Consider the following 13,071-nt stretch of genomic DNA (forward strand, 5'->3'; position numbering starts at 1 on the left):
GGCTCCGCGGGACGCAGGGAGATCACATTTCCAGTTACTAGGCGAACCCCCTCGACCGCACGGGACCTACTATTTGACATGTCCCGCCGTTTCCCTGCCGGACGGTAGACAGCCCGACGGACCGCCCCCGGCCCCGGCCGGGCGGGCGCCTCCTCCGCCTCGCGCGCCGTCTCCGCGCGCACGAGCGCTCCCTCGGCCATCCTCTCCGCACCTCCTCCGCGCCGCTGGCAGCGGGTTGACTAAGCCTATGCGGCGGCGGGTCGAGCCGCACGCGGCCGCGCGCGGCAATGCCTGGAAGAGGTCCCGGGCGGCCGGGCGCGCTTCCGGCAGGAAGGAAGCCGCCTCCGGGCGAAGGAGGCCGGCGGAGGTGACGGGGTTGGCCTCCATCCTCGTCGTGGAGGATGAGACGGCGATCGCCGACATCATCCGCTTCAACCTGGAGGAGGCGGGCTTCACGGTCCGCGTGGCGGCGGACGGCGAGCAGGCGCTGCGCGAGGTGGACGCCTCGCGACCCGACCTCCTGGTGCTCGACCTGATGCTGCCGCTGGTCGACGGCTACGCGGTCTGCCAGGCGGTCCGCGCCCGCAGCTCCGTCCCCATCCTGATGCTGACCGCCAAGGACTCCGAGGAGGACAAGATCCGCGGCCTGGAGATGGGCGCGGACGACTACGTGACCAAGCCCTTCAGCCCGCGCGAGCTGGTGGCGCGGGTGCGCGCCATCCTGCGCCGCCGCCAGGCGGCCGCCGAGCCGCCGCCGGCCGAGCCGCTGCGCGTGGGCGAGCTGGAGATCCGCATGGCCAGCCGGGAGGTCTTCCGCTCCGGGCGGCCCGTCGCCCTGACCACGCGCGAGTACGAGCTGCTGGAGTACCTGGCGCTCCGGCCGGGCCGCCTCTTCCAGCGCGACGAGCTGCTGCGCGAGGTCTGGGGCTACGAGTACCCGGGCGACCTGCGCACGGTGGACGTCACCGTCCGCCGCCTGCGCGAGAAGATCGAGCCCGATCCCTCGCACCCGCGCTACCTGCTGACGCGCCGGGGCGCGGGCTACATGCTCCAGCTGCCGGAGCTGGCGGCGGAGCCTCCGGAGTGAGCATGCGCCCGCCCTGGGGGGAGCGGCTCCGCCGGCTCGGCGACTCGCTCCAGGTCCGCATGGTGGTCGTCTTCCTGGCGCTGATCGCGCTCTCCATGCTCTTCATCAGCGCCTACCTGCTGCGCACGCTGGAGAGCTACACCATCGACGCCTACGAGCGGCGCCTCGACGGCACGGCCGAGACGCTGGCCCGCCTGGCGGCGCCCGCCCTGGCCGCGGGGCGGCCGGAGGCGCTGGACGCCCTCCTGGCCCAGTGGCAGGAGCGGGGGCTGGAGATGGCGGTGGTCGACCGCGGCGGGCGGGTGGTCTCGGCCAGCTCGCCGGCGCCCTCCGGGGCGGAGGCGGGGACGAGCCTGGGGGGCGCGCCGGAGGTCCACGAGGCGCTGGCCGGGCGGCCCGTGACGCGCATCCACCTCGACCCCGAGAGCGGGACGCGCAAGGTCTACGTCGCCTGGCCGCTGCCCGGCGGCGGGCGCCAGCCGCCGGGCGCCGTCTACCTGACGGGCTCGCTGGGCGACGTGGACGCCACCCTGGGGCGGGTGCGGGCGGCGCTGATGTGGGCCAGCGGGCTGGCGGCGGCGCTGGCGGCGCTGGTCAGCGCCCTCCTGGCGCGGCCCATCACCGGGCCCATCCGCGAGCTGACCGCCCACGCCAGCCGCCTGGCGCGCGGCCACTTCGGCGAGCGCATCCAGGTCCGCTCGCGCGACGAGGTGGGCCAGCTGGCCGAGGCCTTCAACCGCATGGCCGAGCAGCTGGCGGCCAGCATGGAGGAGCTGGCCCGGCAGAAGGAGCAGGCCGAGGCGATCCTCAGCCACATGGCGGACGGCGTGGTCGTCCTGGACCGGCGGGGGCGGACGCTGCTGGTCAACCCGGCGGCGGCGGAGGCGCTGGGCGGCCGGAGCGCTGCCGAGGCGCTGGAGGAGGTGCTGGCGCGGCGCGACGGCCCCGGCGGGGCCGGGAGCGGCCTGGTGGAGCTGGGCGCGCGCCAGTACGAGGCGCGCCTGGCCGTGCTGCGCGGGCCGGGCGGGCAGCCGGGCGGCGTGGTGGCGGTGCTCCACGACGTCACCGAGCGGCAGCGCCTGGACACCATGCGCAAGGAGTTCGTGGCCAACGCCTCGCACGAGCTGAAGACGCCGCTGACCGCCATCAAGAGTTACGTGGAGACGCTCTTGGACGGCGCCTGGGAGAACCCGCGGGTGGCGCCCCGCTTCCTCGGGGTGGTGCACGAGGAGACGGAGCGCATGATCCGGCTGGTCAACGACCTCCTGGACCTCTCCCAGCTGGAGGCGGGCGCGCCGCTGGGGCCGGCCGAGCGGGTCGAGGCCGAGGACCTGCTGGCCGCCGTCCGGCAGCGCTTCCTGCCGCTGGCGCGCTCGCGCGGGATCGCGCTGGAGGTGCGCGACGAGGGCGCCCCGCCGGTCCTGGCCAACCCCGACCGCCTGGAACAGGTGCTGGCCAACCTGGTCGAGAACGCGCTCAACTACACGCCCGGGGGCGGGCGCGTGGAGGTGGTGGCCGCCGCCGCCGGCGAGGGCGAGGCGGCCGCGCGGCTCCGCCTGGAGGTGCGCGACACGGGCGCGGGCATCCCCGAGAAGGACCTGCCGCGGGTCTTCGACCGCTTCTACCGGGTGGACAAGGCGCGCTCGCGCCGCATGGGCGGGACGGGCCTGGGGCTGGCCATCGTGCGCGAGATCGTGGAGGGCTACGGCGGCCGGGTGGCCATCCGGAGCCGCGTGGGGGCGGGGACGACGGTGGAGGTGGAGCTGCCGGCCGCCGCCCGCACCCCCCGGGGGGAGGAAGCGCCGCGGTGAGCGCGCGCCTGCGCGGCCTCGGGGGCGACCTCCTGCTGGCGGCGCTGGTGGCGCTGGCCTTCTGGCTGAACGGGCAGCTCTGGCGCCTGCCCGCCGCCGGCGAGAGCACGCCCCCGGTCTACACTGCGCCCGGCGCCGTCTCCAACCTGCGCCTGGGCGAGGTGCTCCGCCCGGCCCGCCTCGTGCTCCGCGCGCCCGCGGGCGGAGCCTGGCTGCGCCTGCCCGACCCCCAGTCGCAGGCGGCCGCGGCGCTGGAGCGCGCCGCCCTGCAGCTGGCCGCCTCCGTGGAGGCGGGCCGGCTGGAGCGGGCGCCCGCCGTCCGGCCGGCCGATCTGCTCGGCCGGCTCGAGGGACCGGCGGCGGAGATCCTCCTGCCCGCCCCGCTGCCCTGGGCGAGCTGGCTGGCCGTCTGGCGGAGCGAGGAAGCGGGCGGCGCCCCGCTCGCCTCCCTCCCCTCCGGGGGCCCCTCCGTCGACCGCCTCCTGATCTTCGCCGCCCCCGCGGCCGAGGGCCAGGCGGCGCCGCAGCTGGAGCTGGCGGCCGGCGACGCCTCCTCCTGGCACCGGCTCCCGCTGCCCCAGGGCGAGGCGGCGGTGGCCTGGCTGGCGGCGTTGAAGGCGGCACAGGGCGAGGCGGTGGCGCCCGAGGCGGCGGCGCTGCCCGCGGGCCTCGGGGCGGAGGCCGACTTCGCGGGGGCGACGCCCCCCGCGGAAGGGCTGGCGGCGCCCCGCCTGGCGGAGATCCGCCCCGACCCGGAGGGCCTGGGCCACGCCGTCTTCGGCGACATGGCGCTGGTCCGGCGCGTCGAGCTGGTGGGCGGCCAGGTGCTCTTCACCGACGGCCGCACCCTCCTCCGCTTCCCTCCCCGGGGCGGCTACGTCCTGGAGCGCCAGGAGGCGGCCGGCGGGCCCGACCGCGGCCTGGGCCGCGCGCTCCTGGAGGCGGTCCAGGAAGTGGACCGCCTGGGCGGCTGGCCGGCCGGCAGCCGCCTCCTGGCGGCGCGGCGGCTCCCCGGAGAGGCCGGCTGGCAGCTGGCCTTCGCCGCCGGCGACCGCGGGCTGCCGCTGCTGGCGGCCGCCGAGCAGGCGCCCGCGGCTCCGGCCGAGTTCCAGACCGTCCCGCCCGCGGGCGCCATCGACGTGCAGGTCAGCCCGGCCGGGGTGGTGGAGCGCATCGCCTGGCACGTGGAGCAGGTGGAGGGCCGCGGGGGCCTGCTGCGGCCGCCGTCGCTCCAGGCGGCGCTGGCCGCGGCCAGCGCCGCGGGCAGCCTGCCGGCGGGCGCGACGCTGGCCGACGCCGGCCTTGCCTGGGAGCCCGCGGGCGTCGACGGCGCCGCGGCGCGCCCGCTCTGGCTGCTGACGCTGGCGGACGGGCGCCTCGTCCGCCTGCCCACCGGGGCGGAGGGGGGATGAGGGCGTGGACTGGGCCAAGGCGCGCCTCTGGCTGATCCTCCTCTTCGCCCTCCTCGACGGCTACCTGGCGCTGCAGGTGCGGGCCGAGCGGGCGGCCTGGCAGTCGTGGGCCTGGGTGCCGCCGGGCAGCGCAAGCGAGCCCTCCTCCGCCCAGGTCGCCCGCCAGCTGGCGGAGGCCGGCGTGCTGCTGGAGACGGGCCTGCCCTCCGGCGCGCCCGCGCTGCCGCTCTGGAGCGTGCGCGCCCAGCCGGCCGACGGCGAGGCGCTGGCCCGGCGCCTCTTCGGCGCCGGCGGCTGGACGGCCGAGCCCTGGCCCGGCAGCCCGGGAAGCTACACCTACGTCGACCGCAAGACGCCGCAGCAGCGCCTGACGGTGCTGCGCGAGGGGCCGGTGGAGGTGCAGGAGCCGGCGGGCGGGGGCGGCGCTTCCTCGCCGGAGGCGGCGAGGCAGGCGGCGGACGCCTTCCTCGGGCGGCTGGGCTGGCCGCCCGCCGGGCAGCTGGCCTACGACGGGCTGGAAGCCTCACCCCGGGCGGGCGGGGGCCTGGTGGTACACTATGTCGAGATGTTCCAGGGGCGCCCGCTCTTCGGGGGGTACGCGGCCGTGGAGGTGCGCGGGGGCGAGGTGACGCACCTGGAGGGCGTCTGGCTGGAGGTGGGCGGGCGCGGCGGCGCCTCGCGGCCGGTGATGCCGGCGGAGGAGGCGCTCTTGCGCCTGGCGGCTGACCGCGGGGCCAACCCCGCCCAGCCGCTGCGCGTGCGCGAGGTGCGGCTGGGTTACTTCAGCCCCGTCTACCGCGTCTACGAGGCCAACCGCTGGGACGTGGCGCCGGTCTGGCGCGTCCGCCTGGCGGACGGCTCGGTCTACTACGTCAACGCCTACACGGGACTCCTGGAGAGGTGAGCGGCCCCGCCCGGCTCCGCCGCCGGCGCGGCCGGGGACCGGCGGGCCGCGAGCGAGGGTGGGATGCGCTTGAGCCGACTCGTGATCCACGGGGGGCGCCCGCTGATAGGAAGCATTCCGGTCTCCGGCCGGAAGAACTCGGCGGTCGCGGTCATCCCCGCCGCCGTCATGGCCACCGGCCCCAGCACCCTGGCCAACATCCCGGACATCGCCGACGTGCGCACGGCGCTGGAGATCCTGCAGGCGCTGGGCGTGCGCTGGGAGTGGACGGCGCCGCACACGCTGCGCATCGACCCGCGCCCGCTGCGCGCCGAGCGCGTGCCGGCGGCGCTGGGCAAGCGCATGCGGGCCTCGTACTACCTGCTGGGGGCGCTGCTGGGCCGGACGGGCGAGGCCGTGGCGCCCCTGCCGGGCGGCGACGACATCGGCCAGCGCCCCATCGACCAACATCTGAAGGGCTTCGCGGCCCTGGGCGCCGAGGTGGCGGTGGCCCGCGGCGACGTGCGCGTGGCGGCCACGCGCCTGGAGGGCGCGCGCATCTACCTGGACGTGGTCAGCGTCGGCGCCACCATCAACCTGATGCTGGCGGCGGCGCTGGCGCCGGGCGTGACGGTGCTGGAGAACGCCGCGCGCGAGCCGCACGTGGTGGACGTGGCCAACTTCCTGAACGCCATGGGCGGCTACGTCACCGGCGCGGGCACGGACGTGATCAAGATCCGCGGCGTGGAGGAGCTCCACGGGGCGGAGCACGCCATCATCCCGGACGAGATCGAGGCGGCCACGTACATGATCGCGGCGGCGGGGACGGGCGGCGACCTGCTCCTGGAGAACGTGGTGCCGCAGCACCTGGAGCCGGTGACGGCCAAGCTGCGCGAGGCGGGCTGCGAGGTGCGGGAGGAGGACGAGACGCTGCGCGTCCGCTCGACGGGCCGGCTGCGCGCGGTCCACGTCAAGACGCTCCCCTACCCGGGCTTCCCCACCGACGCCCAGCCGCCCATGACAGCGCTCCTCTCGGTGGCCGAGGGGACGAGCGTCATCACCGAGACCATCTGGGAGAATCGCTTCCACCACGCGGCCGAGCTGCAGCGGATGGGCGCCCGCATCCGGGTGGAGGAGCGGACGGCGGTGGTGCAGGGCGTGGAGCGGCTGGAGGGGGCCGACCTGCGCGGCGTCCACGACCTCCGCTCCAGCGCGGCCCTGGTGGTGGGCGGCCTGATCGCGCGCGGGACGACGCGCATCTTCGGCCTGGAGTACCTGGACCGGGGGTACGAGGCGCTGGCGGAGAAGCTGGCCGGCGCGGGCGCCTTCGTGGAGCGCTTCGACGACGACGACGTCCGCCTGGAGCCGGAGGACATCCTGCCCGGCTCGCTGGAGGGGTAGTCCCGGCAGGAGGGGCGGCGAGCGGCGGGCGGGCCCTGCGGTTCAGGGGAAGCCCGGGAAGGGCAGGCGGAAGAGCGGCCAGCGGCTGCGCGGGCCGGGCGGGGCTGCGGCCGGCGGCCGGGGCGCGCCGGCGGCGGGGCCGCCGGCGGAGCCGGGCCGGCGGGCGGGGGGAGCGAGCGCGGCTCCCTGCCAGGCCGGGCTGATGCTCTGCGGCTCGGTTCCGGCCAGGAACCACTCCTCGGTCCGCGGCGAGGCGGGGTTGGGCAGGAGGCCGTCGACGGCCGAGACCACCATGAGGCGCACGTCGGGCGGCGGGGTGAAGTCGCCCGGCGGCGGCTCCAGGGCGAGCGCGCGGCGCATGAAGTCCGCCCAGATGGGGCCGGCCAGGGTGGCACCCACGCCGTTCATGGGCCGGGGCTGGTCGTAGCCGACCCAGCTGACGGCCACCAGGTTGGGCGAGTAGCCGGCGAACCAGGCGTCGACGGAGCCGTCGGTGGTGCCCGTCTTGCCGGCCACGGGCAGGCCGGCCACCCAGCGCTGCAGGTTGGCGCCCGTGCCGGTGCGGAGCACGTCCTCCATGGCCTGGGTGAGGAGGAAGGCGATGCCCGGGTCCAGGACCGGGCGGGGATCGGGGCGGACGTCGAGGAGGACGCGCCCGCCGGGGGCGACGATGCGGCGGACGGCGTAGGGCTCGACGCGGCGCCCACCGTTGGCCAGGGCGGCGTAGACCCCTGCCACCTCCAGCGGCGTCAGCGCCGAGCTGCCCAGGGCGATGGTCAGGTCGTTCCCCAGCGGGCTCCTGACGCCCAGCCGGCGGGCCATGGCCTGGATCCGCGCCACCCCTTCCACGGCCGCCCAGCGGACGGCCACCACGTTGTCCGACTCGGCGATGGCCTCGCGGATGGTGAGCGGGCGGTTCTGGTAGGGGGGCTCGCCCTCGCCGGCGTAGTTGCGCGGTACGTAGAGCTGGCCGGGCTCGCGCCCGGGAAAGGCGACGTGGCTCGACATCTGGCGGTCCACCAGGGTGTAGCCGGACTCGAGGACCGCGGCGTAGAGGATGGGCTTGAAGGCAGAGCCGGTCTGCCGGGGGGCGAAGAGGTGGTCGAGGCTGCCGGCCGCCCCGGCGCCGCCCACGGCCGCCCGGATGGCGCCGGTGGCGGGATCGAGGGCGACCAGGGCGGCCTGGGGCGGCTCGCTGGTGCCGCGTCCCACCGCGCCGGGGCGCTCGGCCTGGACCGCCGCCTCGGCCGCCTTCTGCAGCGCCGGGTCGTAGGTGGTCTCGATGCGGTAGCCGCCGGCGTCGATCACCTGTGCCAGCTGCGGGTAGCGGCGGCTGATCTCCTCCATCACCAGCTGGTCGAACCAGGCGCCCGCCTGGCTGCGGGCAAGGCCGCGCAGGTGGAGCGGCTCCGCCGCCAGGCGCGCCGCTTCCCGGGCGTCGAGATGGCCCGCCGCCACCATGCGCTCGAGGACGACGCGCCGGCGGGCCAGCGCCCTGGCCGTGTCGGCGTAGGGCGAGTCCAGCTCGGGGGCGCGGATGAGGCCGGCGATCAGCGCCGACTCGGCGGTGGTCAGCTCCCAGACCGGCTTGCCGAAGTAGAGCTCGGAGGCGGCGGCCACGCCCCGCGCGCCGTAGCCCAGGTAGACGCGGTTGAGATACATCTCCAGGATCTGGCGGCGCGAGTACCAGCGCGCCAGCTGCAGCGCCAGCACCAGCTCGCGCAGCTTGCGGGCCAGGGTCCGCCGGGGCGTCAGGTAGAGGTTCTTGGCCAGCTGCTGGGTGATGGTGCTGCCGCCCTCCACCACCCGCCCCGCGCGAAGGTCGGTCCAGGCGGCGCGCAGCAGGCCCACCGGGTCGACGCCGAACTCGTGCCAGAAGCGGCTGTCCTCGGTGTCCACCACCGCCTCCACCAGCGCGCGGGGGATGCGGGCATACGAGACATAGGCCGGCGCCCAGGGGGGCGAGGGCATGGCCCGGCCGCGCGCGTCGAAGAGGAGCGGCGCCCGCAGGATCGGGGGTGGCGGCGGGGGGACGAGCGCCACGTAGGCGGCCAGCGCCGCCGCCCCCAGCAGGACGGCGAGGACGAGGGCACCCAGGATCCGCCGCAGAGGCCTCCCCCCTCCCCCGGGCGAGTTTCCCCGCGGAGGCAGGGAGGGATGCGCCTTTCCATACCGAATGCACCAACGATTGGAAAGTTGGGGGTGCCCGCGCGTGCCGTTCTTCCGACGCCTCCGTCGCGCCGAGCCGCAGCCGGCGCCGCCCGCCGAGCCGGAGCGGCCGCCCGAACCGGTGGCGCCGCCCCTGGCGCTGAAGCTCTGGGCGACCATCATCGCCGGGCTGGACCGGGGCGACCAGTCGGTCATCCTCCTGCCCGGCGGGCGGGCGGAGGCGCCCGAGCGCGTGGAGGCCGACCGCTTCTACCTTTACCCGCTCTTCGAGGAGCAGCGCCACGAGCTGCTGCTGCCGGAGTTCCGGGAGCTCCTGGTGGAGCAGGCCCCGCTGGAGGACGCCGGGGCGGGGCGGGTCTCCATGCGCCACTGGGTGCGGGTGAGCGACGTGCGGCGGATCGAGAAGGAGGCCGCGCTGGAGGCGCTGGCGCCCTTCCTGGTGGTCGATCCGCTGCGCTACCCGCGCGAGGCGCTGGGCTGGCAGCCGGGCGAGACGCTCTGGGTGCTGGTGGTGCGCGTCTTCCGCATGCGTCAACCGAGGAGCGTACCCTGGCGGGAGGCGTATGCCGCGCCGGGCCGCTGGGTGACGCTGGACGCGGAGGACGCCCGCGAGCTGCCGCCCGAGCCGCCGGCGGGCTTCGAGATCTGCATCTCGGACACCGCCTTCTCCCACGACCGGGGCGAGATCCTGAAGGCGCTGGCGCCCTTCGCCTGAGGGCGGGACCGGGGCCGGGACCGGCGGGAGAAGAGGCCCGGGGAGGGGGAGTACGCTCCCTCCGGGCGCGGCGTTATAATGGCGCGGACCCGGACAGGACCCGCTCTTGCCCGCTCTTTTTCTTTATCAGGCCGCGCAAGCGCCGGGGCGTTCACCGGGTCACTCTCCCGCATCGGGGGTCGATCGCTTGCTGCCCACGCCCAAGCGGGTCAAGCTGACCGCCGGCGCCGCCGAGGGTGACCATCCCCTCACCGCCTTCGACAAGGCGCTGCTCCAGGCGGGCATCGGCAACCTCAACCTGATCAAAGTCTCCAGCATCCTTCCTCCGCAGTGCGTCTACGAGGAAGACTTCCCCGTCCCGCCGGGCTCGCTGACGCCCACCGCCTACGGGCAGCTCACCTGCAGCGAGCCGGGGCGCGAGATCTCGGCGGCCATCGGGCTGGGCTTCTCGCGCGACGACTACGGCGTGATCATGGAATTCTCCGGCTACTGCGGTGAGGAGGAGGCGCGCCGGCGCGTGGAGGCCATGGTCCGCGAGGCCTTCGAGGTGCGCGGCAAGGAGCTGGCGGACATTCGCGTGGTGGCCGTCTCGCACCGCGTGCAGAAGACCGCCGCCGTGGTGGCGGCGGCCGTGCTCTGGTACTGAACCTTCGACTCGGAAGGCGCACGACCCGGGGCTCGGGCTGAGCCTGGGGCTCCGGCCGGGGCCGGGAGCGCTTTCGGCGCACGGCCCCGGCTGGTCTTCTTGGCCGCTGCCCGGCCCCGCCTGCCGTCTCTCTCCTTCCCGTCGGGGACCGGAGATTGCCCGCCAAACGCAGAAAAGGTTCCGCTGGGGATGAACAACACCTACGTCATGGCGGTGCGCCAGGAAGACGCCCAGAAGTACGGCCTCAAAGTTCTTCACCCGGCCCGACGGCTACCCGGGGCTGCAGAGCGTCTACGGCCTGCACTTCAATCAGGTGGTCGCCATGGACACCGGGACCCGCTGACGGCGCTGGTGGACGACAAGCACCTCTACCCGCCCTACTACGGCGCCTATGTGGTGCGCATGAGCAACCTCAAGGCGCACCCCGAGGTGGAGAAGGTGCTGGACGAGCTGGCCGGCCGCATCACCGACGCCAAGATGCAGCAGATGAACGATCTCGTGGACGAGAAGGGCGAGTCGGTCTCCAAGGTGGCGCATGACTTCCTGGTGCGCGAGGGGCTGATCACCGGATAGGGCGCGTGGCCCGACCTTCTCGCGGGAGGCGCCCGCCCGCCCCTCTCCCGGCACGGGGCGAGCGCCTCCCGCCCGCGCACGGCCGCGGAGCGTAGCGCCGGGGGCGCTGCGGAGGCCTCCGTTCGAGCAGGCGGGGCCCGTCCGCCCCACCGGCCGGCTTTCCAAGCCGGCCGGCGTCCATCTGTGGTTGAATGATGTGACGGCGGGGCGGCCGCCTCCGCGGCCGCCGGGCAGCAGCCATCGGGGGGAGTCGAAGATGAACGCCTGGTTCGCCAGAATCCCTGTTGGCAGGATGCGCCTAGAGCTGAAAGCCTTGTCCTGTGCGGCTTTGCGGTGTTGACTAGCACGTGGAGAGGTGCCCAGAATTGGGGACCATCGGGGCCTTCGGTCCCCAATTCCGTCCCCAAAAGATTACCTAAAGTCTTCCATGTTGGGCGTCTCCTCCGTCCCCAATCCTGGGACTCAGCGGGCCACCAACCCGGCTCATGATCCGGGCGGGGCGACCCCTCCATCTCGCCCCTCTGCAACTTCGCCCGGGAGACAAAAGTTCGGCGCTCGGTGAAGAAGCGCTGAGGGCAGTCGGGCTCCACGCAGCGCAGGTGCACGTGAAGGACGATGGGCACCGCGGCCCAGGGCAAGTCGCGGAGCGTCCGCTGGGTCCAGTTGTGGCCGCGTCGAGAGAGCCAACCGCAGCTCGGACAGGCGGACTCCTGGCGCGTGGACTCAAGCTCCAGGACGACGGCGTCGCCATCGCCACGCACGCCGACGAGACGAGGTCCGCGCTGCGAGGTAGAATCGACTCGGCGGGCATGAGGGTCGACTCCTTTCGCACGGGGATCTCATGCTCGCCATTGTGTTAGCTCAGCCTTCCGCCATCACCAAGCCCTGGATGGAACGTCAATAACTCTGCGGAAGAGCCCCTCCTCAGGTAGCGTAAACGTCACGGGACGGAGGTAGTGCTGGAAACCGGCTTACGCGGCCAGTCCCACAAGTCTGTCGGGTCTGATTCCCCCGGACCTCCACCGAAAGCGAGAAGGTAGTTCTGCTCAATTAACGCTTTCGACGCGGCTGTGAAGAAGCCGCCGGGATAGGCAAAGGACTCGTGTGGTGAACCCAGGCACGCCAACAGGCGGTCTTCCATAGCCAGGTCAGCGGAGACAAGCCACCACGGTGCGTTGCCGAAGTGCACGGGCGACGGTGGATGGAGGTTGAAACTGTGGCTCTCCACGTCCCAGCCATTTTGTTGGAGCTGCGCCAACTGCGCGACGGTCATGTGCCCTGCTCCAACTGCAGGGACGTAACTGTCGATGCCAATAACGAACGCGGTCGCGCGGAAGCCGAAGGACCGCAGGATCGGGAGGGCGTACTTGTAGACACCCTGATAGCCGTCGTCAAAGGTAATCACCACGGAACCCCAAGGGACGTCATGCCGGCGAATTGCCGAGATGAGGTCGTGGACCGTCAAGACTGGGCGCCCACCTCGCTGAATAGCCTTCATCTGCTCTCGTAACGCGCTGACCGAGACGGTGAACACATTGGTCGCGCGGGGGGCCACCTCATGGTACTCGAGGACCGTCACCCAGCCGGGGGTACCCTCCACACGCTTGGCGTAGGTCAGCTGGTCTTCGGTCCAGGGAAGAGGGGGTGCGGGAACGGGCGCTACATCCGGCCTGGAAGAGCAGGCTGCCGCCTCGTTCGTTTGCGCTGGTGCCGGTCCTCCCTGGAGCGCAACTGTACTCCAGTTGACCGCTTTGAGCTTCAATGGAGCATGTGCAGCCAGGACCAAGGGCAAGAAGGCCATGCCGAGGAGAAGCCAGCGCCGCTTCCGGCGCGTACTCTCGATGACGCGACCAAGGACGGTAGACGGGCGCTGTCGCCACGCAGCCAGATGCGGTTGCGGCTCAGGGGGAGAAGTCATCCCTGGATCCTGCATGGGCGTCTATTCCACCTCCGAAGGGGTGGCCATGGTCTTCGCTGGAGCCCGACTGAGGGAGTAGGACGACTATGCCAAGAATTACCTTCGACCTCCGCCCCTTTTTCGACTCGGACGCCTGTAGTCCTGCCAGCGGGTTTTGATTGGCCCGGGCGGCGAGGTCTTTGGCCGTGGAAGGCGGATATGAGCAAAGTCCCGCTGGGTCTGGATCCTCTCAGTGAACGCTCGGTGACATCACTTTCGGCGCGCGGTGTTCTCCGCGCTGACTTCGGTGCCGGGCAGAAAACCGGGCGGGTGGCGGGAATCTTACGGCTAGTATTGGCCTCGGCAGGCGCACACGCCGTTCGGCGGCGTCAACTGCCGTGGATAGCGTCCCAGCTCGTGGTGTAATTCCTGGCGGCAGCTTCAGGGTCAGGATACCGCCGTCGGCGGAAGAGAGAT

General features: G+C 73.8%; 10 protein-coding genes. 8 read left to right on the plus strand and 2 right to left on the minus strand.

What is annotated here, in order from left to right:
• Positions 1-247: 247 nt before the first annotated feature.
• The 5 genes from K6U79_04185 to K6U79_04205 all read left to right on the plus strand — a co-directional run bounded on the left by K6U79_04185 (position 248) and on the right by K6U79_04205 (position 6,594).
• Positions 248-1,087 carry a response regulator transcription factor gene (locus tag K6U79_04185; protein ID MCL6521555.1) on the plus strand — a complete coding sequence of 280 codons (840 nt, stop codon included), beginning with the start codon at positions 248-250 and terminating at the stop codon, positions 1,085-1,087.
• Positions 1,084-2,898, plus strand: coding sequence for a cell wall metabolism sensor histidine kinase WalK (locus tag K6U79_04190; protein ID MCL6521556.1), 1,815 nt, complete (start codon positions 1,084-1,086; stop codon positions 2,896-2,898). The genes K6U79_04185 and K6U79_04190 overlap by 4 nt, the downstream gene beginning before the upstream one ends.
• Complete coding sequence (locus K6U79_04195) at positions 2,895-4,310, plus strand: hypothetical protein (protein MCL6521557.1); 1,416 nt, start codon at positions 2,895-2,897, stop codon at positions 4,308-4,310. The genes K6U79_04190 and K6U79_04195 overlap by 4 nt, the downstream gene beginning before the upstream one ends.
• A gap of 4 nt (positions 4,311-4,314) precedes the next feature.
• A complete protein-coding gene (locus K6U79_04200) occupies positions 4,315-5,214 on the plus strand; it encodes a two-component system regulatory protein YycI (protein ID MCL6521558.1) in 900 nt (299 codons plus the stop codon).
• Positions 5,215-5,283: 69 nt separating this feature from the next.
• On the plus strand, positions 5,284-6,594 hold the full coding sequence (locus K6U79_04205) for a UDP-N-acetylglucosamine 1-carboxyvinyltransferase (GenBank protein ID MCL6521559.1): 1,311 nt from the start codon (positions 5,284-5,286) through the stop codon (positions 6,592-6,594).
• A gap of 42 nt (positions 6,595-6,636) precedes the next feature.
• On the opposite strand, the gene K6U79_04210 is transcribed toward K6U79_04205, so the two are convergent.
• Entirely contained in the window at positions 6,637-8,637 is a 2,001-nt protein-coding gene (locus tag K6U79_04210) for a PBP1A family penicillin-binding protein (protein MCL6521560.1), read from the minus strand.
• 169 nt (positions 8,638-8,806) lie between these two features.
• On the opposite strand from K6U79_04210, the gene K6U79_04215 reads away from it, so the two are divergent.
• From K6U79_04215 to K6U79_04225, 3 genes are all read left to right on the plus strand, one after another.
• On the plus strand, positions 8,807-9,478 hold the full coding sequence (locus tag K6U79_04215; protein ID MCL6521561.1) for a DUF1802 family protein: 672 nt from the start codon (positions 8,807-8,809) through the stop codon (positions 9,476-9,478).
• Positions 9,479-9,665: 187 nt separating this feature from the next.
• Positions 9,666-10,124 carry an arginine decarboxylase, pyruvoyl-dependent gene (locus K6U79_04220; protein ID MCL6521562.1) on the plus strand — a complete coding sequence of 153 codons (459 nt, stop codon included), beginning with the start codon at positions 9,666-9,668 and terminating at the stop codon, positions 10,122-10,124.
• A 189-nt stretch (positions 10,125-10,313) separates the two neighbouring features.
• Positions 10,314-10,697: a hypothetical protein gene (locus K6U79_04225; protein ID MCL6521563.1), complete on the plus strand. Its 384-nt coding sequence runs from the start codon at positions 10,314-10,316 to the stop codon at positions 10,695-10,697.
• A gap of 940 nt (positions 10,698-11,637) precedes the next feature.
• Here K6U79_04225 and K6U79_04230 read toward each other — a convergent pair.
• Positions 11,638-12,276, minus strand: coding sequence for a polysaccharide deacetylase family protein (locus K6U79_04230; protein ID MCL6521564.1), 639 nt, complete (start codon positions 12,274-12,276; stop codon positions 11,638-11,640).
• Positions 12,277-13,071 lie beyond the last annotated feature (795 nt).

The organism is Bacillota bacterium (assembly GCA_023511835.1).
Classification (GTDB): domain Bacteria; phylum Bacillota; class Sulfobacillia; order JAIMAT01; family JAIMAT01; genus JAIMAT01.

Coding starts and splice junctions, on each gene's coding strand:
- K6U79_04225 (MCL6521563.1), top strand. CDS start 10,314: ATGAACAACACCTACGTCATGGCGGTGCGCCAGGAAGACGCCCAGAAG.
- K6U79_04185 (MCL6521555.1), top strand. CDS start 248: ATGCGGCGGCGGGTCGAGCCGCACGCGGCCGCGCGCGGCAATGCCTGG.